The 25,426-nt window shown below is 50.4% G+C and carries 19 protein-coding genes; 1 reads left to right on the forward strand and 18 read right to left on the reverse strand.

Annotation, left to right across the window (positions count from 1 at the left end; translation table 11 throughout):
* Window positions 1-10 precede the first annotated feature (10 nt).
* The 18 genes from DW769_RS03510 to ftsH all read right to left on the reverse strand — a co-directional run bounded on the left by DW769_RS03510 (window position 11) and on the right by ftsH (window position 24,189).
* On the reverse strand, window positions 11-2,407 hold the full coding sequence (locus DW769_RS03510) for an efflux RND transporter periplasmic adaptor subunit (protein ID WP_118749966.1): 2,397 nt from the start codon (window positions 2,405-2,407) through the stop codon (window positions 11-13).
* Window positions 2,404-3,087, reverse strand: coding sequence for an ABC transporter ATP-binding protein (locus tag DW769_RS03515; RefSeq protein ID WP_022461144.1), 684 nt, complete (start codon window positions 3,085-3,087; stop codon window positions 2,404-2,406). The genes DW769_RS03510 and DW769_RS03515 overlap by 4 nt, the downstream gene beginning before the upstream one ends.
* Window positions 3,084-4,514 carry an efflux RND transporter periplasmic adaptor subunit gene (locus tag DW769_RS03520; RefSeq protein ID WP_118595166.1) on the reverse strand — a complete coding sequence of 477 codons (1,431 nt, stop codon included), beginning with the start codon at window positions 4,512-4,514 and terminating at the stop codon, window positions 3,084-3,086. Before DW769_RS03520 ends, DW769_RS03515 begins: the two co-directional genes overlap by 4 nt.
* A gap of 222 nt (window positions 4,515-4,736) precedes the next feature.
* Window positions 4,737-5,000 carry a hypothetical protein gene (locus DW769_RS03525; RefSeq protein WP_022461142.1) on the reverse strand — a complete coding sequence of 88 codons (264 nt, stop codon included), beginning with the start codon at window positions 4,998-5,000 and terminating at the stop codon, window positions 4,737-4,739.
* A 223-nt stretch (window positions 5,001-5,223) separates the two neighbouring features.
* Window positions 5,224-7,032: an aspartate--tRNA ligase gene (gene aspS / locus DW769_RS03530; RefSeq protein WP_055227607.1), complete on the reverse strand. Its 1,809-nt coding sequence runs from the start codon at window positions 7,030-7,032 to the stop codon at window positions 5,224-5,226.
* A 92-nt stretch (window positions 7,033-7,124) separates the two neighbouring features.
* Window positions 7,125-8,381, reverse strand: coding sequence for a histidine--tRNA ligase (hisS, locus tag DW769_RS03535; protein WP_055227609.1), 1,257 nt, complete (start codon window positions 8,379-8,381; stop codon window positions 7,125-7,127).
* Entirely contained in the window at window positions 8,314-8,994 is a 681-nt protein-coding gene (locus DW769_RS03540) for an HD-GYP domain-containing protein (RefSeq protein WP_117804367.1), read from the reverse strand. Before DW769_RS03540 ends, hisS begins: the two co-directional genes overlap by 68 nt.
* Window positions 8,991-10,490: a coproporphyrinogen dehydrogenase HemZ gene (gene hemZ / locus DW769_RS03545; RefSeq protein ID WP_117804366.1), complete on the reverse strand. Its 1,500-nt coding sequence runs from the start codon at window positions 10,488-10,490 to the stop codon at window positions 8,991-8,993. Before hemZ ends, DW769_RS03540 begins: the two co-directional genes overlap by 4 nt.
* The gene (locus DW769_RS03550) at window positions 10,462-11,085 is read right to left on the reverse strand and encodes an MBL fold metallo-hydrolase (RefSeq protein ID WP_243105418.1); all 624 of its coding nucleotides are present in this window, start codon (window positions 11,083-11,085) and stop codon (window positions 10,462-10,464) included. Before DW769_RS03550 ends, hemZ begins: the two co-directional genes overlap by 29 nt.
* Window positions 11,086-11,100: 15 nt before the next feature.
* On the reverse strand, window positions 11,101-13,398 hold the full coding sequence (locus tag DW769_RS03555) for a RelA/SpoT family protein (RefSeq protein ID WP_117509252.1): 2,298 nt from the start codon (window positions 13,396-13,398) through the stop codon (window positions 11,101-11,103).
* A gap of 47 nt (window positions 13,399-13,445) precedes the next feature.
* On the reverse strand, window positions 13,446-13,970 hold the full coding sequence (locus DW769_RS03560; protein WP_117509253.1) for an adenine phosphoribosyltransferase: 525 nt from the start codon (window positions 13,968-13,970) through the stop codon (window positions 13,446-13,448).
* Between the two features lie 131 nt (window positions 13,971-14,101).
* Window positions 14,102-15,826 carry a single-stranded-DNA-specific exonuclease RecJ gene (gene recJ / locus DW769_RS03565; RefSeq protein WP_117509254.1) on the reverse strand — a complete coding sequence of 575 codons (1,725 nt, stop codon included), beginning with the start codon at window positions 15,824-15,826 and terminating at the stop codon, window positions 14,102-14,104.
* A gap of 79 nt (window positions 15,827-15,905) precedes the next feature.
* On the reverse strand, window positions 15,906-18,185 hold the full coding sequence (secD, locus tag DW769_RS03570; RefSeq protein ID WP_117509424.1) for a protein translocase subunit SecD: 2,280 nt from the start codon (window positions 18,183-18,185) through the stop codon (window positions 15,906-15,908).
* Window positions 18,186-18,209: 24 nt separating this feature from the next.
* Window positions 18,210-19,568, reverse strand: a complete 1,359-nt coding sequence (gene scfB, locus DW769_RS03575) for a thioether cross-link-forming SCIFF peptide maturase (protein WP_117509255.1) — start codon at window positions 19,566-19,568, stop codon at window positions 18,210-18,212.
* 116 nt (window positions 19,569-19,684) lie between these two features.
* A complete protein-coding gene (gene scfA, locus DW769_RS03580; RefSeq protein ID WP_022461131.1) occupies window positions 19,685-19,825 on the reverse strand; it encodes a six-cysteine ranthipeptide SCIFF in 141 nt (46 codons plus the stop codon).
* Window positions 19,826-19,958: 133 nt separating this feature from the next.
* Window positions 19,959-20,351, reverse strand: coding sequence for a TIGR04086 family membrane protein (locus DW769_RS16350; protein WP_158554962.1), 393 nt, complete (start codon window positions 20,349-20,351; stop codon window positions 19,959-19,961).
* A 61-nt stretch (window positions 20,352-20,412) separates the two neighbouring features.
* Complete coding sequence (locus DW769_RS16355; RefSeq protein ID WP_158579787.1) at window positions 20,413-22,110, reverse strand: hypothetical protein; 1,698 nt, start codon at window positions 22,108-22,110, stop codon at window positions 20,413-20,415.
* A gap of 219 nt (window positions 22,111-22,329) precedes the next feature.
* Entirely contained in the window at window positions 22,330-24,189 is a 1,860-nt protein-coding gene (gene ftsH, locus DW769_RS03590) for an ATP-dependent zinc metalloprotease FtsH (RefSeq protein ID WP_117509257.1), read from the reverse strand.
* A 257-nt stretch (window positions 24,190-24,446) separates the two neighbouring features.
* Here ftsH and DW769_RS03595 point away from each other — a divergent pair, with 257 nt between their 5' ends.
* Window positions 24,447-25,337, forward strand: a complete 891-nt coding sequence (locus tag DW769_RS03595; RefSeq protein WP_055219470.1) for an RluA family pseudouridine synthase — start codon at window positions 24,447-24,449, stop codon at window positions 25,335-25,337.
* The last annotated feature ends 89 nt before the right edge of the window (window positions 25,338-25,426 follow it).

Genomic DNA, 25,426 nt, shown 5'->3' on the forward strand with positions numbered 1-25,426 from the left:
ATGCGCCTCCTTAACTGTTGTAATAATCCGATGAACTGGATTCCTTCGTGTCTGCGCCTTCCACCACGGTTTTGCCGTACGGAAATGCAATGTAATCCTCTTCGGAAAGACCGCTCTTCACTTCGTAATAACTGCCCCACAGAAGTTTTCCGGTTACCACATTCTGTTTCTTTAATTTATCATTTTCATCCCGGATATAAACGAATTTCTGTCCGTTTTCCTCGCGGATGAATTCTTTGCTGACGTACAGGCCGTTGCCGTTTTCTACATCGTTTCCGACAGTGATTGCAATCTCGATCCAGTCACCGTTTTCAAAACCTTCTCCGCCTTCCGGGATAACGGCTGTGAACGGATAGAAGGAGGCTGGTGTCTCGCTGTACGACATGTAGCTTGTTGTCGGGTACGGAGAAATCTCGGTTACGGTTGCCGCTGCAAAAGCACCCGAAGACCAAGAAGTCACGTTGAGTTCATCGCCGACTTTTACCTGATCGAGATACGTCTCGCTTAAGTAGCCGCGCACGTACAGACCTTCGTTTCCACTGACCTGGATAAAGGCGCTTCCGTCGTTGGACGGGTTTTCTGCATTTCCAACCTTCTTTACCACACCGCTGATCGTCGCTTTTACGGTCTGGGAATCCAGGGATTTCTGCGTATTTTTGACTTTGAGTTCCTCTTCCTTCTGATCCAGCTTCAGATTACGGATCTGGCTTTCTTTTTCGCTGATGGCTTTTTTCAATTCATCTTTTGTGTAGGTCATCTGGGTATCATCACCGGAAGAAGTATTGTTATTTGCGCTGCTTCCTGTGGATGATGTAAAGAGGGACTGTACCGATGCTTTTTCACCGTAGAATACGGTTTTTGCTGTCGTCTGCACTGCTTCCGGCGCATCTTCGCTCTGCGGTTCCGCTTCCGGTTCTGCCGGGGCTTCGGTCGGCGTCGGCGTTTCCGTCGGAACTGGGGTCTCGCTCGGCACCGGAGTTTCTGTTGGAACCGGCTCTGTGGTCGGAATCGGTGTTGTACTTGGTTCCGGGCTGACGGTCGGCTCTGGAGTTACACTCGGTCCCGGCGTAACGCTCGGGGTCGGAGTTACACTTGGTGTCGGGGTAATCGTTCCTTCTTTTACCGCCACATTTGCAGTGCTGACTGCCATGGAAGTACCCTTGTCATTTTTCGCTGTCACTTCTACTGTATAGATTCCGGCATCCTCTTTTGTGATGTTTTCTTTTGTGTAAGTATCCTTAAAATCTCCGTCGATTGTCTTTCCGTTGTGTTTCCAGACGTATGTGTAAGTGACATCCGTTTCGGTGTTTTCCGTGGAATCGTCTGCCTCACCGCTTCCATTTCCGGCTTCACCCGGCTGTGTCACATCGTCCTCGGACGGACTCTCGGTTCTATCATCCGTTTTATCGTCGGCTTTCTCATCCGGCTTCTCTTCGGTATCTTTCTTCTCATTGATTCCGATTTTCAGCTTCAGCTCGCCGCCCTCTGCCACCTCTGTGTTGGCAAGCGGCGTGGTGATTTTTATTTCCGGTGCATCCACCGATTCGGATTCTTTCAGACTCAGGACTGCTTCATACGAAGTCTCGTATGCTTTCGCAATCTTCGTTCCATCCTGCTCCCACACGGTTTCCAGCGCCTCTGCGGCTTTGTTTTCCTCATGAATCTCCAGGCGAAACCAGTATCCTTCGCTGTCCTCTTCTTTTTTCGTTCCCTTTTCATCCGCGTATCCTGCCATCTGATTCAGGAATCCGCCTGTTAGGACTGTTCCCGGTGCGCAGAGATAGGTGTATGGGTCTTCCTGCGTTCCTTCTCCTTTGTATGGTTTGGAACCAAATACAAGCTTATTCGTACTGCTGTACAGAACAGCATCCTCGTACGTCGGCTCCGGTTCTGGGGTCGGAATCGGTTCGTCCGGGAAATCCGGATCGATGGGTTCATCTGGAAAATCCGGGAAATCCGGGAAATCCGGCTCCACCGGATTCAGCGGCGTATCCGATACCGGTTTTGTCTTTTTCAGCTTTTCCAGTTCTTTTTCACTCTGCTGGATTTTCAGCTTTGTCTGTGCAAGCTGTAACTGCTGCGTTTCCAGATCCAGCTCGATCATGCTGGTATCGTATGTCATCAGCGTGTCTCCGGCATTTACCACATCGCCCTCTTTGACGAGAACCTGGGAAATGGTCTGGCTGTCGGAAAGATAGATGTTCTGGGAAGCCGTCGAGGTGATCTGGCCTTCCATGTTCATGCTGTCTCCCCAGTAACCACTCGTAAAGTCACTGACCGGATACACTTTTACGGTCGTCTTCTGCGCCTGGCGGATGCCGTAATAACCGCCGACACTGACACCGCCCACGGCAACTGCGGTCACAACTGCAATCGCGGCTTTCTTTGCTGCTTTTCCTTTTTTCATGTTTCAGCCACCTCCTTCGATTTCATCATTCCGTCGCGGATCTCCACGGTGCGCTGTGCCATCGATGCGATCTCCGCGTCATGTGTAATCATCAAGATGCTGACGCCCTCGTCGTTCAGGCTCTGGAACAGCTCCATGACCTGCTCGCCGGAATGGGAGTCGAGTGCTCCGGTCGGCTCATCAGCCAGCAGAATTTTCGGATGGTTGACAATCGCTCTTGCAATCGCCACACGCTGTTTCTGTCCGCCGGAGAGCTGGGTCGGTTTGAAACTCATACGGTCGCCGAGCCCCACCCGCTCGAGGGCAATCGCTGCCCGCTCTCTTCTCTCTTTTTTCGGCACGCCCGCGTACGTCAACGGCAGGCATACATTTTCCATTGCGCTCTGTCTTGCAAGGAGTTGGAAGTTCTGGAAGACAAAGCCGATTTTCTGCAGGCGGATGTCCGACATCTGATTGTCACTGCATTTGCTGATGTCCTGTCCGTCGAGGATCAACCGTCCGCTCGTCGCCTGGTCGAGGCAGCCGACAATATTCATCAGTGTTGTTTTTCCGGAACCGGAAGGACCCATGATCGCAACGTACTCGCCTTCTTCCATGGAGAAGTTGATGTTTTTCAGAACCGGAACCGGGATTTTGCCCTGCATATATTCTTTACAGATATTCTCTAATTCCAGAATCACGGCTGCACCTCCCCGTCATCTGCTGATCCGGCTTCCTGTGTGTCTGCCGGTTCTGCCTCACCATTGTCGGCGCCGCCGATCACGTTCGTTGTATCTTCCTCACCGCTGTACTCTGCGCCGTCCATGGTATTGTCGACCATGCCGTTTTCATCCTGCGTCATACCGTCGTCGACCATTCCATCGTCGTTGTCAAGCATACCGTCATCCTCGCCGCCGGCCGGATTGCTCTGTCCCAGCGAACCATCGGTACTAACGACGGTCTTCATGCCCTCTTCCAGTCCATCCTCCGGGAAGGTGATGGCATCCTCCTCTTTGAGACCATCAGTGATCTGATATTCCATCATATTTTCATCGTATGTTCCCAGCGTTACGCTTCGTTTTTCCAGTTTGCCGTTTCCATCATCGGCCCAGACGTAAGGGTTGCTGTCGACATCGTTGATAAAGTAATCGGACAGCCAGATTCCTGTTTTGACTTCCTGCTGGCCGATATCCGGCTCTACGTAAACGTGCTGGCCGAGCATCAGGCCGTTCGTTCCGTCGAGCTGCACATAAAACGGATAGTTGCTTGACTGCGTCATACCGTCTCCTGAACTGCTGTAAACGTTATTGCTTCCTGTCCGTGCATTTTCCCGATCAATCTTTGTCACAGTTCCAGTCCAGGTCTGATTCTCATCTACACGAGAATGCACGATCACCTGGCTTCCTTCAGTAATCGAACCGTCGCTCATATTCTGTTCATTGATCTGGCCTTTTACACGGAAATCTCCCGTTGCAAGAACGGTCAGGAAGGAATTGTCGGAGTTGTCACCGGAGTAAGCGCCGGCGCTGCTGTCATCGTTGTTGATTGATTTTACAACACCGGCGATTTCGCTGATCACGGTCGCATTGGTGATGTTATCGTTTAATTTATCAATCTCCGCCTGTTTTGATTTTCCTTCATATTCTTTTTTCTTTAAATCCAGCTCCGCTTCCTGAATTTCCAGTGTGATGCTTGCCTGCTGGTCTTTTGATGCCTGCTTTTTGTCTTTGTAAAGCTGGTTGATATTGGTATTCATACTTGAAAGTTCATTGTTTATGCGTTCCAGATCCAGCTGCGCCTGCTCGAGGTCACTCTGGAATTTCTCGGTATCGTAGGAGAACAGCGGTGTTCCGACCTGAACCTCCTGACCGACTTCCACATAAACTTCCTTTACCTTTTTCTCGCTGTTTTTCTCTACCTTCCAGGTATTTTCCGACTCCACAACACCGGCATAGCGGTTTTCCATTCCATTTCCGGTTCCCAGATTGGTCAGGGCTTTTACAGTATTGACATAGACGACGTTATCGTCCTCTTTTGTACCGTTTCCAAGGAAATGCCATGTCACTCCCCCTCCGGCTGCCGCAAGCACTGCGACTGCACACACAATCGCGATTACTTTTTTCTTCATATGCTTCCTCCCACTTTTCTATTTTACAAATTAATTTTCTGCTTTCCCAAGTTAGTTCTATCGTATCACATTTTGTTTTTTGTTTTCTTACTTTTTCCTTACTCTTTTTTTAGCAAATACTGGCTTTTTCTGAAAATAGATTTTTGTTTTTGTCATTAAAAACCTGCCTCCGTGTTTATGACGGAAAGCAGGTTTTCTTTCGAATCTGTTAGATTTTATTTTTTATGCTACAAGTTTCATCTCCCGCAGAATGCGGTATACGAGATAACAGATCAGCGCTGCACAGACCAGTTTGAACAGAAGCGGAACGACGGCGAACACGATTTTAAATCCAAGCCAGATCACGCCGATCGGGAGAAGAATAGTGGCGCATGCGCCGAGGACTTTTCCTCCAAATTTCAGCAGCAGTCCGACGATCCCAAATAAAATTCCAATTCCGCAGAGCAGACCAAAACAGGTTGCCAGCATGACTAATGTAACTAACATCGTGATCCCTCCTTGTCTTTTTCTCTATGTGTTCCACTTGCTGTGGATGTTTCCGTATCTTTCTTACAAACCATATTGTAGCACTTTTTTCCAGCAAAACAACGGGGAAGACGTGGAAGAATTTCTTAAGTTTTTCTTTACACCGATCGAGTGAAACCTAAAAAAGGACAGACAACGCTGCACTTCTGCAAAATTGTCTGTCCTGTAAATTACAAAATTTTCTTTACTCTTCTATTGTCTCTTCCTCAGCCTGCGGCTCAACCTCAAGACCAAGCTCTTCCAGCTGTACTGCGTCAACCGGTGACGGAGCCTCGGTCATCAGACAGGAAGCATCTTTTACCTTCGGGAATGCGATGACGTCGCGGATGCTGTCCTCTTTTGCCATCAGCATAACGAGACGGTCCAGTCCGTAAGCCAGTCCGGCGTGAGGCGGAACTCCGTATTTGAAAGCATCCAGAAGGAAACCAAATCGCTCATGTGCCTGTTCCTTTGTGAAACCAAGCATCTCAAACATCTTCTCCTGCACATCGTTCTGGTGAATACGAACGCTTCCTCCTCCGATCTCAGTGCCGTTCAGGACGATATCGTAAGCTTTTGCACGAACTGCGCCCGGATCGGTGTCCAGAAGCGGCAGATCCTCGTCCATCGGCATGGTGAACGGGTGATGCATTGCGGTGAAACGGTTCTCCTCATCGGACCACTCCAGAAGCGGGAACTCGGTAATCCATACGAAACGGTACTCGTTCTTGTCGAGCAGTCCCATCTGCTCTGCCAGTTCCAGACGAAGTGCGCCAAGAACGTTCCAAACAATCTTGTTGCGGTCTGCTGCGAAGAGAAGAAGGTCTCCAGCCTGTCCGTCCATGGCTTTGATGAGGGCTTCCATCTGCTCCTCTGTCATAAATTTGGAGAAGGAAGATTTCCAGCTTCCATCCTCATGGATTGCAATGTATGCAAGACCTTTTGCACCGTAACCTTTCGCAAACTCAACGAGCTTGTCGATTTTCTTTCTCGGCATTGCGCCCTGTCCCTTTGCGTTAATACCGCGGACAGAACCGCCGTTTTCAAGCGCGCCCTTAAATACAACAAACTCGGTATCTTTTACGGTCTCGGAAACATCAACCAGCTCCATACCGAAACGCAGGTCCGGTTTGTCGGAACCGAAACGGTTCATAGCCTCTTTCCAGGTCATTCTCTGGATCGGGAGCTGTACCTCAACGCCGAGCACCTCTTTGAACAGGTGTGCCAGCAGTCTCTCATTGACATCGATAACATCGTCTACATCAACGAAAGCAAGCTCCATATCGATCTGGGTGAACTCCGGCTGACGGTCGGCACGCAGGTCCTCGTCACGGAAACATTTTACGATCTGGATATAACGGTCATAGCCGGAGCACATCAGAAGCTGTTTGAACAGCTGCGGAGACTGCGGCAGTGCGTAGAAGCTGCCTGGATGAACACGGCTCGGTACCAAGTAATCTCTGGCGCCTTCCGGTGTGGATTTCGTCAGCATCGGGGTTTCGATCTCAAGGAAGCCTTCTTTGGACATGAACTCACGGGTGAGCATTGCCACTTTGCTTCTCATGATCAGGTTTCTCTGGATGTCCGGGCGGCGCAGATCCAGGTAACGGTATTTCAGACGGAGCTCTTCTCTCGTCTTGGAATCCTCCTCGATCGGGAACGGCGGGGTTTCTGCCTCGGAAAGAATGCGTAAGGACTCAGCCTTTACTTCGAGCTCTCCTGTTGCCAGATTTTCATTGACAGCACCGGAGCGGGCCATAACTTCACCTTCTACGGCGATGACGAACTCGCTGCGCAGTTTTGCTGCTTTCTCAAAACCTTCCTCACTGATCGGGCCGTTCTCAAAGATAATCTGCATAATACCGCTTCTGTCACGCAGATCGACGAAAATAATTCCGCCTTTATTACGGCTCTTCTGTACCCAGCCCATCAGGGTTACTTTTTTTCCGATATCTGCTTTTGTGACTTCCGCACAGCGGCAGGTTCTCTTCAGGCCTTTCATGGATTCAGCCATTTTCTTGTTCCTCCTATTTGGAACTGCGGACACAAAGAATCTGCATCCGCAGCACATCGTTTTTTCATGCGATTACTATTATTGGATATTCCTTACATTTTGTCAACAAAAAATTCTTCGATCTCAGTGTAGCCCTCGCTGGCAAGCTGCTCTTTCTGGAATTTCTTGTTCTTCTTCATCACGGCGATGTTGATGGCCGTGCCTTCACTTCTCTCTTTTGTCGCCTGCTGAATGATCTTCTGCATTCCCTCTGCCGGCATGTTTTTCTCGATCAGGTACGCTTTTTTCTTCTGCGCGCCCGGGATCTGGTAATCTCTCTCAAGCAGAAGCATAACGATACGCTCAAATCCGATGGAGAATCCGCATGCGCAGGTCTGGTTTCCGGTGAATTTTCCGATCATTTCATCGTAGCGTCCGCCGCCTCCGACAGATCCGCCGTACTCATCCATAGCGATCTCGAAGATCGGTCCGGTGTAGTAGGACATTCCGCGCACCAGAGTCGGATCGAAAGCGATCTTGAATTCTGCGGTCTTCACGGCATTGACACTGTCGATGATGGTCTTCAGGCCGTCTGCGTACTCTTTGTCAAGGAATCCCTCAAGTTTCTCACGGCAGTACTCTACGCCTGCGGTATCCGGGGTGATCTCCTCGAACATTTTCAGGTATTTCTCTACGGACTCTTTTGCAAAGCCGGCTTCCTCGAGCTCTTTGGCAACGCCCTCAAAACCGATTTTATCCATCTTATCGAGGATAATAAATACGGTGTCATAGGACTCCTCCGGGAATCCGCTGTAGGCTGCCATTGCTTTTAAGATACGGCGGTCATTGATACGGATCGTAAAGTTCTTGAAGTCCAGTTTTCCAAGCAGTGTGGTGGTAGCAAGGATCAGCTCAATCTCTGCGAGGTTGGTCGGCTCGCCGAGGATATCGATATCGCACTGCATGAACTGGCGGTATCTTCCTCTCTGCGGACGGTCTGCACGCCATACATTTCCCATCTGAAGTGCTTTGAACGGGGACGGAAGCTCGTTTGCGTTGTTGGAATAGTAACGGCAGAGCGGAACGGTCAGGTCATAACGCAGGCCGCTGTCTACGAGATCGTTTTCTTTCTCAGCGGTCTCGAGTTTCAGCTTCTCTCCTCTTTTTAAGATCTTGAAAATCAGTTTCTCATTCTCGCCGCCCTGTTTGCTGTTCAGGTTTTCGATGTGCTCCACGCATGGGGTCTCCATGGAGGTAAAGCCGAAGGTTCCGTAAGTTTCCTTGATCAGACGGATCACGTAGTCACGGATTGCCATTTCTTTCGGTAAAATATCTTTCATTCCGGTAACCGGTTTCTTCTTTAATGCCATTTTCTGTTTTCTCCTTTATGATTTCCTGGATCAATTCATCGACATCAGAAAGCTCGATCGCTTTCCGGCTGCCGCTGTGGATCACTCTCTGAAATGCCAGGAACATTTTCAGATCGAAATTTTTGACTTCTTCTGCCATAAGCTCCATCGCCTGTTCCTGCGTAAACGCGCTCCGGTACGGGCGGTCGGAGGTCAGTGCGCAGTACACATCGCAGATACGCAAAATACGCGCCCCAAACGGAATCTTTTCTCCTGCCAGATTCGCAGGATATCCTGTTCCGTCATAATTTTCATGGTGGTACAGAATGCTCTCCAGCACAAAATCGGAGTATCCGCGTCCCTGCAGCAGCTCATATCCCAGTGTGGGATGGGTCCGCACAAAGCGCATCTCCTCGACAACGAGCGTATCCTGTTCTTCTACGTAATTCTCCAGGACAACCTTTCCGATGTCGTGGAGAACGCCCGCTTTTGCAAGCTCATAGCAAATTTCTTTTTCATACCCCAGTTCCCGCGCAAGATCGTAAGCCAGATTACTCACTTCCATGCCGTGGATGAGCTGTTCGGTCAGGGTATATCGCAGCATGTGAAGCTGCTGACTGGATTTTTTTTTCATTTTGGCAGATACTTCTCCATTCCGATACGCTTTCTCTCGATCATCTCATCGATACGCTCCACATAATTTTTCAGATCCTTCACATTTTCCACCCGCTCAATGCGCTCTCCGTGGTCAAACACGAATTTCGTGGATGCTCCGGCTCCTGCAGCCAGAATGGACTGTTTTTCTTCCATAATGAGAATGTTGTAAATACCGGCCTTTCCTTCCCGGGAATAACCTACATTCTCAAAGTTTCCCGCCATATTTTTCTGGCGGTACATGTAATACGGCCCCATCTCCATGCGATGTGCGCTGTCCATCGTCATTTTCATGATCTCAGCGGAATTTTCAAACGAGATTTCCTGATATTTGTCTTTGAACAAATTGAGTCTCGTCGCACGCTTCAATGCAAGGGAATGGACCGTCAGGGAATCCGGGTTCAGCGCCTCCACTTTTTCCAGGGTATGCGCCACTTTTTCCCTGTCCTCGCCCGGCAGACCAACGATCAGATCCATGTTGATGTTGTCGAAACCAAGGTCACGCGCCATGCGGAACTTCTCTTCAATCTCCTCCACCGTATGATGGCGTCCGATCAGATCCAGTGTCTCCTGGTTCATCGTCTGCGGGTTAATCGAAATACGAGTCACCGGGAATTTGCGGATGGCCTTTAAGACCTCCTCATGGATCGTATCCGGCCGTCCTGCCTCCACGGTAAACTCCTGCACCTGATCCATCGGGAAGAGCTCTGTCACCTTCGAAAGCAGACGTTCCATCTGTGCTGCATTCAGCGTCGTCGGCGTTCCGCCTCCGATGTAGATCGTATCAAGTGTATAGTCTTTCATACGCTCGCTGATGAAGGTCAGCTCTTTGATCAGCGCATCCAGATACGGATCTACCATATGGGCCCAGCGGCTTAACACATGGGAACCGAAGGAACAGTACAGACAGATGCTCGGACAGAATGGAATGCCGATGTACAGGCTGTAGCCGTGCTCGTAGTCGATCGTCTTTAAAATATCCTTTTCCCGGTTGGCAATCGTGATTGCAAGTGCCGTCTTTTCCGGGCTGGTGTAGTAGGTCTCGCGCATGTATTTCGCAATCTCTACATTTGTTTTGCCCTCTTCCAGCATCTTCATCGGAATTTTCGTCGGACGGATGCCGGTGAGATCGCCCCACGGAAGTTCTTTTCCGCTCACTTTCGAGAGCGTGCGATAGACCATCCGTTTCAGGACATTTTTCGTTTCGTGGCGGTCTTTTTCATATTCCACCGCCTCACACGCGGCAGAAAGCTCTTCGTGCTTCTCATTTTCTATGGAAAAGCAGATCTGGTCTGCCGCGTACAGGATCTTATCATAATATGCAAATTCCCCGTCCGGCGCTCCATCCTCTTCGTACCACGAGGTGATCTCGCAGCCGGGATAGAATGCCTTGATCAGGGAATACACATCGTATTCAAAATCTTTTCTGTTAAAACAAAGGCTGATATTAAGCAAGGGGATTGTACCTCTTTTCATGTTCAATCGTAGTTTCATCGTTGTGGCCCGGATACACAGTCACATCCCCGGGAAGCTCTTTTAACAGGCGTTTGACCGATGCAATCAGATCTCTTCCGGAGGATGTCGGGAAATCGTATCTTCCATATGATTCGCAAAACAGCGTATCGCCGGAAAAAAGTGCTTTTTCTGCCGGAATATAATAGCAGACGCCTCCTGCCGTATGGCCTGGTGTTGCAAGCACATGGATTTTAAAATCCGCCAGATGCAGAATATCGCCCTCTTTTACCGTTTTGTCTGCCTGCATCGTGTACGGCGCGCTCCAGAGGCCGGAAAGATTTTCCCTTGCATCCCCCAGAAGGTGCTGCTCCTTTTCATGGACATAGACCGGAATATGGTATTTTTTCCGCAACGCATCCGCTGCCAGCATATGGTCGAAATGGCCATGAGTCAGCAAAATAGCCTCCGGGTCGCCGTCAATCTCGTCGATCTGGCGTGCAATCTCCAGCGGCGAATCGCCCGGGTCCACGATCAGCACCTTCTGGCTGTCCGGATTTTCCACAACGTAGCAGTTTGTCGAGAGCATTCCAAGTGCCCGGTAATTTACCTTTATCATACGCTTTTCTCCTTTTTATCCTCTCGATCTCTGAATATCAATCACGCTCTCCACCTGGCGCACCTTCTCGATGATGCTGTTCAGCTCTTCGTTGTTGTGCACGTCGAACGTCACATCGATGGAAGCCGTTCCCTGCTTGCTCGTTCTCACGTTCATCGCCGCAAGGTCGATCTTCCGCTCGGTAAAGATCTTGGAGATATCCACCAGAAGACCGGTACGGTTGTTTGCGTAAACGCTGATCTCCACGGTATAGAGAGAGCCGCCGTTGTCCTCTGCCTGCCATTCAGCATCAATGAGGCGCACCCGCTCAGATTCCGGCAGATTCAGGACATTGACACAGTCGGTGCGGTGAATGGTCACGCCGCGTCCTCTTGTGACAAAGCCCACGATCTCATCGCCCGGGATCGGATTGCAGCATTTTGAGAAGCGAACTGCCACATCGTGGATACCGCGCACGACGATGCCGCCCTTGCTCTTTCCAACCGGCAGAACTTTCTCTCCAGATGCCGCCTCGAGCACCTGCTCGTCGGTGATCTCTTTTTTATGCTGCTTTTCGTACGTCTCAATCAGCTTGTTGAGGACCTGGCCCTCTTTTAAGCCGCCGTGGCCGATGGCCGCAAGAACGGAATCCCAGTCGCGGAAGCCGTACTTTCTCATGACAGCCTCTTCGTACATCGGTTTCGTATAGATTCCAAGGTTTTTGCCCTTCAGCTTTGCATAGCTGGTGAGCATTTCCTTGCCTTTGACGATGTTGTCCGTCTTGTTCTGCTGGCGGAACCACTGGTTGATGCGGCTCTTTGCCTGGGAACTCTTCGCAATTTTCAGCCAGTCGCGGCTCGGTCCCTTGGAGTTCTGCGAGGTGATGATCTCGACGCGGTCTCCGTTGTGAAGTTCCGTCTCGATCGGCACGAGTTTTCCGTTGACCCTCGCTCCGACCATCTTGTTGCCGACCGCACTGTGGACGGAATAAGCAAAGTCGATGGCACAGGAGCCGACCGGAAGCGTTTTGACATCGCCCGCCGGGCTGAAACAGTAAACATTGTCGGCAAACAGGTCGAGATCGCTCTTTAAGAGGTTCATGAACTCATGGTTGTCCGCCATGTCCTGCTGCCACTCCAGAATCTGGCGCAGCCAGGTCAGTTTTTCCTCTTCCTGCTCCGGTCCCGGTTTCTTGCCGTCGGAGGCCTCTTTGTATTTCCAGTGTGCAGCGATACCGTATTCTGCAATCCGGTGCATCTCATAAGTACGGATCTGAATCTCAAACGGCTGTCCGTTCGGTCCGATCAGGGTTGTATGCAGGGACTGGTAACGGTTTGGCTTCGGCATCGCAATGTAATCTTTGAAACGGCCCGGGATCGGCGTGTACATTTCATGGATGACACCGAGCGCTGCATAGCAGTCTTTGACGGATTCCACGATGATGCGGACCGCAAAGAGGTCATAGATCTGATCCAGCGTCTTATGCTGGTTGACCATCTTTTTGTAGATGCTGAAAAAGTGCTTGATTCGTCCGTTGACATCTGCCTCAATGCCGGCCTGGTGGATATGACGGGTCACCTCTTTTACGATCGCATCGACAAACTCCTGCCGCTGCTCCCGCTTCATGCTGACCTTCTGCACCAGTTCATAGTACGCATCCGGCTCCAGATATTTCAGAGAAAGGTCATCGAGTTCGACCTTGATCTTGGAAATACCGAGGCGCTGTGCGATCGGGGCATAAATATCCATCGTCTCACGCGCTTTTTTCTTCTGCGTCTCCGGCGACCAGTACTGTGCGGTCCGCATGTTGTGCAGACGGTCCGCCAGTTTTACCAGAATAACACGGATATCCTTTGCCATCGCAAGGAACATCTTTCTCAGGTTTTCTGCCTGCTCCTCGACCTTATCCGCAGAATATTTCAGCTGTGCCAGCTTCGTGACACCGCTTACAATCAGGGACACCTCCGGGCCGAACTCCTCGGTCAGCTCTTCTTCGGTCATGACGGTATCTTCGACAACGTCGTGCAGAAGGCCTGCCGCGATCGACTCCTTGTCGAGCTCCAGATCTGCCAGGATAATTGCCACACAGAGCGGATGGATGATGTACGGTTCCCCGCTCTTTCTTTTCTGGTCCTTATGTGCATCCGCTGCCACGCGGTATGCTTTTTCGATCAGGGAAATATCGTCCGATGGATGATATTTTTTCACAGAAGCGATCAATTCCCCGTATAATTCCTCCGGACTTGTAAAATCGTCCGTCTTGCGGATTCTGGCTTCTGCCGCCGCCACATCCTTCTTTAATTCTTCTTCACTGATTCTTTTCTCTTCTTCCATATGTATCCTCCGCTCTCATGATTAACCCCTGCGTTTCGTTGGATACGTTATTTGCCATCGTAACGGATGACAGATTTTACATCATATTTTGCCAGTTTTTCGCGTCCTTTTAAGCCGGCAAGCTCCATCAGGAACACGATTCTGGTTACTTCGCCGCCGAGGCGCTCGATCATTTTTGCACAAGCCTCCACGGTACCGCCGGTTGCAATCAGATCGTCGATGATGACTACCTTCTGGCCCGGTTTGATGGAGTCTTTGTGCATCTCGATCGTTGCGCTGCCGTACTCCAGGTCATAGCTCTCCTCGATGGTCTCCAGAGGAAGTTTTCCTTTTTTACGGATCGGCACGAACGGTTTGTGCAGATTGTAAGCAATCGGCATACCGAAAATGAAGCCGCGGGACTCGGTTCCGCAGATTACATCACAGTCTACTTCTTCTACAAAATGCTGCATCTCATCTATGGCAAGCTGCAGTCCGTCTGCGTCCTGCAGGATACTCGTTACATCTCTGAAAATAATACCCGGTTCCGGGAAATCCGGAATACTTCTTACGTAATCCTCTACTTTTTTCATAAAATATTCCTCCGTTTCGTCAAGGTTTGACAATTCACCTTACAGTATAGCATCAATATTCTTCTGCGTCAATTTTGTTTCCGATAGAAAACAGGGCAGAAAAATCAGGTATTTGCGGCTTTTCTGCATCTTTAAAAATAACTCTGGATATTGATCTGTAATTTGTCGCGTCCGTTCCACGTATCGATCGACGGATAGTACGCTACCGAGAGGGTCGGATGTGCATCCACGTATGCGGCGAACGCTTCTCCCTCGCCGAAATAGACACCATCCATCTGGTATCCGCCCGCATCGGCAAGCTGTACTTTCACCACGTTTCTATTCTTTCCAAAAATGCGGTAATTTAATACAGTCAGTCCTTTCTGTGCGAACAGCGGTTTCGTGTTGCCTTTTCCGAACGGCTCCAAGAGACTTAACTGGCGGATCAGATTTTTGGTGATGTAGGTGATCGGCATCGGCACATCGATCACAACTTTTTCGACGAAATCCTCTTCCGTCAGCGTGGAATTATCGTTCAGTGCCCGGCGGAACGGTTCGATCATCTCCTCTCCTGCGAGGGAAAGGCCCGCAGCCATCGGGTGGCCGCCGAATTTCGTCATCAGTTCTTTGCATTTGCAGAGCTCCTCATACATCGAATACGCTTCGATCGAGCGGCCGGAGCCCTTGACGCCCTCCTCACTTCTGGTGAGTACGAAGGATGGTTTGTGGAAGTGCTCCCGCAGGCGACCTGCGATGATTCCGGCAAGGCTCTCGTGGCAGTCCGGCAGATAGACGACGAGGACTTTGTCGTTCTGCAGCGGGGAGGTTTCCACGAGCTCGATTGCTTTCGCCTCACCCTGGCGCGTCAGCTCTTTGCGGCTTTCATTCAGGTCTTTCAAGTCCCCGGCAAGCTTTGCGGCCTCCTCACGTGTCTTTGCGCAGAGCAGTTTTAACGAATGCTCCGCCGTGTCAAGCCGTCCCGATGCGTTGATGCACGGGCCGAGAACGAAGCCGATGTGATACGGTGTCACGTTTTCCGCCTCGATGCCCTGCACACGGATCAGCTCCTGCAGGCCGAGGTTCTGCGTTTTATGGAGCGCCCGAAGGCCGGCTTTTACAAAAATCCGGTTTTCTCCCTGCAGATCCATCACATCACCGATCGTCGCAATGGCGACAAATTCCAGAAAGCGGAAGCTGTGCTCCTTTGGAATACCTGCTTTTGCCTCCATCGTCTGGATCAGTTTCCATGCGACGGCCGCACCGCAGAGGCCCGGAAACGGATAGGAACAGTCTTTCTGTTTCGGATTGACAACCGCGTCCGCTGGCGGCAGGATGTAGCGGCGTTCTCCGTTTTCATCCTCCTCAAACGGAACCTCGTGGTGGTCCGTCACAACAACCGTCATGCCAAGTTCTTTTGCCAGACGGATCTGACTGCCCGCCGCGATGCCGTTGTCACAGGTGACGATCGTGTCCCGCCCCTCATCCGCGGCAAACTGCACAAGATGCTCATTTAAGCCGTATCCGTCTGCAATCCGGTCCGGGATACGCACATCCGCATCGGCACCGAGATCTTTTAATCCGGTCAGCAGAATATACGTTGCCGTAACACCGTCGATGTCGTAGTCCCCGATGATGCGGATCGGCTTTTTCTCCCGAATTTTTTCTGCGATCAGATCTGCCGCGCGCTCCATATCCTTCATCAGCAGCGGATCGTGGAGCTGCTCCAGATCACCGAAGAGATACTCTTCGATCTCTTTCTCCCCGGTCACATCCCGGTTCCGGATCAGGCGGGCGATGACGGGATCGATGCCGAACCGGTCCGCAATTGCCTGGAAATCGGCGCGTTTTGCCGAAACTACCCAGCGTTCTTTCTTCATATGTTCTCCTCTTTCCTGTTAGCAGGAAACGCCGGACTTTTCCGGTCCGGCGTTTCTCTTTTTATGGTTTTTGCTGCTTTTATTTATTTTTTGTCTTATTCTGTACTGCTTTGGACGGCACATATTTGTTTTTTCCAACGTGCTTCATCACATACCACAGGGCACCTGTGATGCAGACAGAAGTGTAAGCTCCGCATACGATACCAACCATCAGAGGTGCTGCAAAGTCGCGGATGGAAGAAACTCCCATCACGAACAGAACAAAGATGGTGATAAAGGTGGTGAGGGAACTGTAAATGCTTCGGGTCAGGGTGTCCGTGATGCAGCGGTCAACCAGGGACTCGATCGGCTCTCTCTTTAACTCCGGCAGATTCTCACGGATACGGTCGAAGATGACGATCGTACTGTTGATGGAATAGCCGAGGATCGTCAGCATACACGCGATAAAGGTGCTGCCGACCGAAATACGGGATACCACATAGAATCCGAATACAATGGCGATATCGTGCATCAGTGCAAGGATGGCACTCGATGCGAAACGGATGTCGCGGAAACGGATCCAGATGTACAGCAGCATGCAGACTACAGCGATGATAACTGCTTTCATCGCATTCTGGCTCATTTCTTTACTTACAGTAGAAGAAATGTTGTCGAAAGTGATTTCAGAAGTATCGACACCGAAATTGTCTGCCATTGCCTGGTAAACCTGCTCACGCTCTTCCAGAGTCAGAGAACGTGTTTTGATGATGACATTGTTGCCTCCGACAACCTTTGTCATCTGAATATTGGAATCTTTTGTCACGCCTTCCACAACCGGCTCTACCTCTTTGTCCAGCTCTTCGATGGAGTAATCCTCGTTGAACGGAACGTTGATGGAAGTACCGCCCTTGAAGTCAAGGCCGAAGTTCAGTGCGCTTCCCTTTGTCTGATGCATGAAAATCATGCTGGCTGGAACGGCAAGCAGCAGAATGCAGGAGATCGTGAAGAAGATCTTTCTCTTTTCCACAAATGGAAATCCCTTGCGCTCTTTCTTGGTTCCGTAGTATTTCGCATCCTTCAGTCCCATACCGTACAGGCTGTTGACCAGCAGTCTGGAAACAACCATGGCGCTGAACATGGAAAGAACAATACCAAGAGCAAGTGTCATGGCGAATCCGCGGACACTTCCGCTCGCAAGCGCATACAGAACAGCTGCTGCAATCAAGGTCGTCACGTTTCCGTCCAGGATGGCAGAAGCTGCCTTCTTGAATCCGTCGCGGATTGCCGCATGAACCGTCTTTCCGGCACCGATCTCCTCCTCGATACGGGCATAAATGATAACGTTCGCATCGACCGCCATACCGATCGACAGGATAACACCTGCGATACCAGGCAGGGTCAATGTCAGGTCAAATGCATTTAAAGCAATCAGATTCAGCTCAACATAGATGAGCAGTGCCCATCCGGCAGCAATACCAGGCAGGCGATATACGATTGCAAGGAAAAGGATAATCAGTACAATGCCGATCGCTCCCGCTTTTACGCTGGTGGAAACAGCTGCAGATCCAAGCTGTGCTCCAACGACGCTGGAGTTGATCTCCTCAAGTTTCAGGGAAAGGGAACCGATACGGAGGGTGGATGCCAGGCTGGTTGCTTCATCCCAGTCCATGTTTCCGCCGGAGATGACTGCAGTACCATCGGAAATCACAGCGTTTACACTCGGTACACTGACGAATTTTTCATCATAATAGATACCGATGCTCTTTCCTGCGCTGTAGGCTTCCTGGGTTGCGTCTGCAAATTTCTGTTTTCCTTCGTCGGTCATTTTCAGCTGAACGACGCTCTCGGTTGCTTTTGTGGTGGAGTTCTGCTGATGCATGGCTTCTGCGCTCTCCACATCTTTACCGGTCAGAACGACGGAGCCGTCCTCCTCGAGCTCTTCGATAGTTTTTCCGTTCAGAACGTACTCGCCGGTCGAGCTGTCGTAGGTGTAGTTTTCTGTTCCGTCATCGTTGGTCTGTTTGATGAAATACAGGCTTCCCGGTTTACCCATCTCTTCCAGAATGGTGGTTGCATCGGTTGCACCCGGGATTTCAATGGTGATACGGTTGTCGCCCTGCAGATATACCTGTGCCTCTTCGCTGTACTGCTGCGCACGCTGTTCCAGCTTGTAGCGGGTATCTGACATTTCTTCGTCTGTCGGGTTGTCCTTTACGGCCTGGTAGGTAATGCTGACACCGCCGGACAGATCCAGACCCAGGTTGATGTTCTTCATCGAACCGGTTCCGGTAGGACCCCATCCTTTGATCATCGTCCATCCAAGAAGCACTGTTACAATGGCTGCCAGGACGAGCGCGATGATACTCTGTTTCTTTTTCATCATGTCGCGATTTTCCTCTTTTCTTTAATCTTCGGCCAGAGCTGCCTTTATCATCAATGCGCACTCGATCCGCTTCTGCTGCATCTTACAGCCGATCTCGTAAACATCGTTGATCTTACCTGTGAAGTTGTAGGAGTTTGCCGCGCATCCGCCGCTGCAGTAGAACCGTGCAAAGCACTGGCTGCACTCCTTTTTGGAATAAACGTTGCATTTTTTGAATTCGTTGACCGTTTCTGTCTTTTTCACGCCTTCGTAAACATTTCCAAGGCAGAAATCTTCCTGTCCTACGAACTGGTGGCACGGATAGAAATCGCCCCACGGTGTTACCGCAAGGTACTCGGTTCCGGAACCGCAGCCGGAAAGACGTTTATAAACACATGGTCCGCCGGTCAGATCGATCATAAAGTGGAAGAAATTGAAGCCTCTTCCTTCTTTTTCTCTCTTGATCATCTCTCTTGCCAGAATGTCGTACTGTTCGAAGATCACCGGAAGGTCTTCCTCACGGATCGCATAGTCCTCGGTCGGAGGCGCTACAACAGGCTCAACCGAGATCTGCTTGAAGCCGAGGTCTGCCAGATGGAGAACATCAGCTGCAAAGTCTGTGTTGTAATGCGTGAAGGTTCCGCGCACATAGTATTTATCCTGATGACGAAGCTCAGCGAATTTCTGGAATTTCGGCACGATCAGATCGTAGCTTCCGGCACCTTTGCGGAACGGACGCATGTGATCGTGAACTTCTTTTCTTCCGTCGATACTTAATACGACGTTGCCCATCTCTTTATTGCAGAACTCCATGACCTCGTCGTTTAAGAGAACACCGTTGGTGGTCAGGGTGAAACGGAAGTTCTTGTTATGTAACTTCTCCTGTTCTCTTCCGTAGGCTACGAGCTGTTTTACAACATCCCAGTTCATCAGCGGTTCACCGCCGAAGAAATCTACCTCGAGGTTTCTTCTGCTGCCGGAGTTTGCGATCAGGAAATCAAGCGCTTTTTTGCCGACTTCCAGGGACATCAGTGCACGTCTTCCGTGATACTCGCCCTCTTCTGCGAAGCAGTAACGACAGGCAAGGTTGCAGTCGTGTGCAATGTGGAGGCAGAGTGCTTTTACGACGGTCGGACGGTTGGAAAACTGATCAATTGCGTTTTCGTAAATGTCTTTTGTAAAGAGCATGCCGTTATCTGTAAGTTCCTGAATTTCTTCTCTGGCTTCGGTGATGTCCTGCTCGGCATATTTACTGCTAAGCGCCTCTGCTGCCTCTTCTGCATTTTTTCCTTCGTTCATGCAGGAAAGGACATCGTATACGCAGTCATCCACAACATGGACGGAGCCGCTGTTGACGTCCAGCACCATGTTGAAGCCATTGCTTTTATATAAATGTATCACTGTGGTATTCCTTTCTATAACTCTCTCTTTTTTTGATGTGCCTGGCAAAAAGAATGTTCCCAAATCCGGCGAAACCGGTTCTGGGAACACCTTTTACTCGTCCTTATGGATTACTTTTACTTATGCTCGCAGCTCTGGTTGCCTACGGTGCAAGAAGTCTTACATGCGGACTGGCAGGATGTCTGGCACTCACCGCATCCACCTTTTTTTACAGTGTTCTGTAAGCTTTTTGTATTTAAAGTTTTGATGTGTTTCATGGCACATTCCTCCTTCATTGTAGTTGACGCGCGACTTTTTTATAGTCTTCGGCCATTAGCTCTTCCCATTATAGCATAGGTTTTTCAAATTTAAAAGTCTGTTTTTTGAAAAAATGTTCTGTTTTGTCCGCTTTTATCTGCCGTGTGCCGTCATTCCGCCTGCCATTCCGCCGACGGCACAGACTGCTGCCGCCCACAGAAGTCTTCCGGCTCCGGCAAATCCGCCCGGCAGGAAGACTGCGGAGACGATGATCAGAATGGCAAAATACACGATTCCAAAGCAGATGCCCCAGAGAAACCGCCGTTTTCCCGCCATGTTTCCTGCCATTCTTCCGCCGGAAAAGCTTGATGCCAGATAGATCACCACAATGCCCGCCTGCACCCAGCTTTCCTTCCAGGAAAATTTCCAGAGCAGGAAAGACAGCAGCAAAAGAAGAAGCACCGAGATCAGATAGGAAACGAGAAGAGCCTTCAGCCAGCTGATCCCGCTGCCCGCACCCACCGCCCATGTTTTCTTTTCTTCCATAAGAAAAAGCCCTCCCATACTGTAAATGTATGGAATGGCTTTTCCGGATATGCCTGTTTCTTTATTCTTCGTCAAACGGATGATTCTTTTTGAATTCCAGCCATGCGGCCATGCTCTTTGCGCGTTTCGCCTGCATCTGAAGGAATGCCATGCAGAACATAACGGCTGCAGAAAGTGCGGAGCTGATCGCCAGCGGAAGCACCATCGTCTCATCGCCGGTGTTGACCGGGATGCTGCGGATGCTTACAGTGGTCTGTGTCTTCTTCTGCGGAATCTTTGTGCTTCCGGTACTGGAATTGGAAGAGCTGTTGTTACTGCTGCTCTTCGACGGTGTGGCTGTCGGAGTCGGAGTGGATGTCTTATTCGTTCCGTAGTTGTCCGGTCCTACAAGGATCGTTCCTGCGGCACGCAGCGTACTTACGTCATCGGCTGCACTTGCTGTCATTTCACCTGCACTCAGGTTGGATTTCTGCTCTGCAGCTGCAAGCAGTTCATGCTCGCCTTCGTCCGCCGTCTCAGCTTCTGCTGTTTTCGTCTGCTCCTCTGATACAAGGCTTCTGGACAGACTTACTGCCACCGGCTGGATCAAAAGAGAGACATTGGAGATCAGATAGCCGTCTTCTGTGCTGTCCGTACCGGATGGATTGGAAATTTCATCGAAATTTTTTACGGTTTCGTTTTCTTTCTGAATTTCATCTTTTACAAGGTCATCCAGATTTTCATCCTGTTTCCACTGGTCCGATGATGCATCATTTCCCGTTCCGTTCTGGTTATCCTGGTTTGTATCGTCCTGGTTTGTATCATCTGCTGCAGGATCGTCTTTTGCTGTATCATCCGGGGCAGGTGTCACGGTTGGATCTTCTGCCGGAGTTTCCGGATTCTCCGGATTTTCACTGTCATCGGTATTCTCGCCCGGTGCTGTCGTCGGAGTTACTTCCGGCGTTACGGTCGGTTCCGCATCCGGTGTCGGCGCTGCCGTTGGTGTATCCCCTGTATCTTCTCCGTTGTCCGCATCCGGTGTCGGAGTTGCCGTTGGTTCCTCCGCCGGCGTTACGGTCGGCTCTGCGTCCGGCGTTTCCGTCGGTTCTGCGTCCGGGGTCACCGTTGGTTCTGCGGTTGGCTCTGCATCCGGCGTTTCCGTCGGACCCGGAGTTGGTGTTACGGTATCTTCTGCCGCATCCGGTGCCAGAGACTCGCCTGGCGCAAGCGTTGGTGTTTCCGAAACCGTTTCTTTTGCTTTTTCTGCTGCCAGAACAGCCTCATATCCGGCTTCTGTCACCACGATTTCATCTGCCGCAAAAACGGTATCTGTTACTCTTCCCCTGAAGTCTGTTTTCTGCTGTTTCTTTCGATACGTTTCCAGCTCTTTTTCATCCATTCCGACGAATACCAGATATTTTTCTGCTGCTTCCTCCGCTGCCGTTTTGCTGGTATCTGCAGCAGTGTTTTTTTCGGTTGTTTTCCCGTCCGCCTGCAGTTCTGCCGCTGCAACTGCAAGAAGCTCCTGTGCTTTTTCCACGGTTTTTACTGCTGTCTCTGCCGTTGTACCGTCTGCCGTATCATCGCCGGTTTTCAGATTCACATAAACGGCTGCCCGTTTTGTCTCTGTACCGTTCTCCGTTCCGGAGACAGTTTCGTTCTGTACTGCGCTTTTTTCCGTTCCTGCCGATGCGCTGGCACGGAGCGGAACTGCATCGGAAAATACCAGTGTGCCCGCAAGGACAGCACCCATCACTTTCCATGCCTGTTTTTTCTTCATTGCGTTTCTCCTTATGTTCTCTTGGTCTATCCTAAAAAATCTGTCTTTTTGTGTCATAATTTCGCATTACAGCATTATAGCACAAGAAAGAATCCCGCGCAAGGCTGAAGTCGCCTTGAAACGCGGGATTCGTGAATCACTTTCTTACGCAGTGAAACAGCAAGTGTTTCACTGCTGGGTGAACAGTAACGCGGGATTCTCATCTGCTTTTATCGCTTTTTAGTTTGTTTCCATTCTCGTTGTCGTGAGCTGATCCGGGGATAAATTCAGGATTTCCATAAACTCATCACCTGTGATCGTCTCTTTCTCATACAGATATTTTGCCAGCTCGTGGAGTTTCGGCATGTTATCTTTTAAGAGCTGCTCTGCTTTGTCGTACTGTTTTCTGACTGCTGCAACAACCTTCTCATCAATCTGTGCTGCTGTCGATTCGGAGCATGCCAGGGAAGTGTCACCGCCGAGGTACTGGTTCGTTACCGTCTCAAATGCAACCATACCAAATTCCTCGTTCATACCGAAGCGGGTGATCATGGCTCTTGCCACCTTCGTTGCCTGCTCGATATCGTTCGAAGCACCTGTCGTGATGGAATGGAACACCAGATCCTCTGCCACACGGCCGCCGGTCAGGGTTGCAATCTTGTTTTCCAGCTCTTCACGGCTCATCAGGTTGTGCTCATCTTCATCCACCTGCATCGTATAGCCGAGGGCGCCGGACGTACGCGGGATAATGGTGATCTTCGTAACTGGAGCGGAATGGCTCTGCAGTGCTGCGACGAGTGCATGGCCGACCTCGTGGTAGGAAACGATCAGTTTCTCTTTGTCGGTCATGATCTTATTCTTCTTCTGGTATCCGGCGATGACAACCTCAACGCTCTCCTCCAGATCCGCCTGGGTGACGAATTTTCTTCCATCACGGACGGCACGGAGTGCTGCCTCGTTGATCATATTGGCAAGTTCTGCACCAGAAGCACCGGATGCCATACGTGCGATCGCATTGTAATCGACATTGTCGCCCACGCGGATGTTTTTCGCATGGACTTTCAGGATTTCCTCACGGCCTTTTAAGTCAGGCAGTTCAACCGGCACACGGCGGTCGAAACGGCCCGGACGAAGAAGTGCCGGGTCCAGGGAATCCGGACGGTTCGTCGCTGCCAGAATGACAACGCCTTTCTTTCCATCGAATCCATCCATCTCGGCAAGCAGCTGGTTCAGGGTCTGCTCACGCTCGTCGTTTCCGGAGAATCCGCCGCCGTCACGTTTTTTGCCGACGGTATCGATCTCATCGATAAAGACGATACACGGTGCTTTCTCATTTGCCTGCTGGAACAGGTCACGCACCTTCGCAGCTCCCATGCCGACGAACATCTCGACAAACTCAGAACCGGAAATGGAGAAGAACGGAACATTTGCCTCTCCGGCTACTGCCTTTGCAAGCAGCGTTTTACCGGTTCCTGGAGGGCCGACAAGCAGTGCTCCTTTCGGCATTTTTGCACCAATTTCTTCATATTTTTTGGGATTATGCAGGAAGTCAACAATCTCCTGTAAAATTTCTTTTGCCTCATCCTCTCCGGCAACATCTGCAAATTTAATGCCGGTTTCGGACTGTACATAAACCTTGGCGTTGCTCTTTCCAAAGCTCATCGCATTTCCCATGCCGCCCATCATCTTGCTCGTCATGCGTTTCATCAGCCACTGTCCGAGCGCAACCATCACAACGATCGGTATTACCCATGTTAAAAGAAATTCCATGAGTGGCGACATCTGCTCTATGATCGGCGTTCCGAATTCGGTAATACCTGCCTCATATAAACGATCTACCAGCTTGTAATCATTCATCACACCCGTCTTATAATAATTCGCCGGGCTTGATTTGTCGCTGAAAATAATCTCATTTGACTGGATCTGGACTTCGCTGATTTCGTTGTTATCTACCATCTGCAAAAATTTTCCGTAATCAACTTCTGTTACTTTTGGCTCGAGAAGTCTCGGGAAAAGCAGAAGATTTAACAGCAGAATGACGATCAGCGCAATCACATAATAAAAAATTATGGGTTTTTTCGGTTTTTGCACCTGTTTCATCTGTATCCCCTCCTGTTTCTTGATTTTCTTTCTTTTTTAGTAGCATAAACTTTTCTTTCGCTAAAATCAATCAAATTCTGACATTTCATGAAACTTTTATACTTTTTTATATTTTCGCTATAGAAAGGTAAGTTTCTTGCTTTTCCATCTGTTTTCGGCTATACTTGCGAAAGACTGGGAAAGTCTCTTTTTGAAATTTTGCCCCGAAATGACGGGGTTCATTCGATAAAAAAGCTATAGAAACGGAGGTTTTGTGTATGGGACACAGGTTTACATATGTGGTTTCGCCGGAGGAGGAACGGGAAAATCTGACTGTGGAATGGTTTCTCCGCCGGCATGGATATTCGCGCCATATTATTACGGGCTTAAAACGCACAGAGGACGGCATTTTCCGAAACGGCGTCCGCGCCTGGACGAGCCAGGCCGTGCACGCCGGGGATGTGATCGAAACGCACCTTGTCGAAACAGAACCCTCCGACGGAATTCTGCCGCGGCCGGTTCCGTTTTCGGTTGTGTATGAGGATGACGACATCCTCGTTGTGGATAAACCCGCTGATACGCCGATTCATCCGTCGATTGGAAATTATGAAAATACGCTGGCAAACGGCATTGCATGGTATTTTGAACAGAAAGGTGAACCCTTCGTCTACCGCTGCATCAACCGCCTCGACCGCGACACCACCGGCCTTATCGTGCTCGCCAAGCACGCCTTAAGCGCCGCCGTTCTCTCCCAGGCCATGCGCTCCCGCGAAATCCACCGCACGTATCAGGCCTTCGCCCTCGGCGAAACCGCTGCATCCGGCACCATCGACGCACCGATCGCCCGCCTCAACGGCTCCCTCATCCAGCGCACCGTCGACTTTGCCTCCGGCGAGCGCTCCGTAACCCATTACCGCACCCTCGCGCACTGCTCCGTTTTCTCCCATCTCGAACTCAATCTCGAAACCGGCCGCACCCACCAGATCCGCGTCCACATGGCTTACATCGGCCATCCGCTGCTCGGCGATACCCTCTACAACAAAACTCCCGGCACTTTCCCCCGCCAGGCACTTCACTCTGCATCGCTCTCCTTCGTCCATCCGATCACCGGAGAACCCTTAAACTTCCACGCACCACTGCCGGAAGATATGCAAAACCTGCTGACATAAACCACCCCCCGTGAGTTGCCGCTCACGGGGGTTTTGTTGTCCCTGATGAAACTGTCATGTCTTTTTGCCGGTGACATTGTATCATACAC

It is taken from the genome of Blautia sp. AM29-29, from assembly GCF_003480555.1.
GTDB classification, from domain to species: domain Bacteria; phylum Bacillota; class Clostridia; order Lachnospirales; family Lachnospiraceae; genus Fusicatenibacter; species Fusicatenibacter saccharivorans.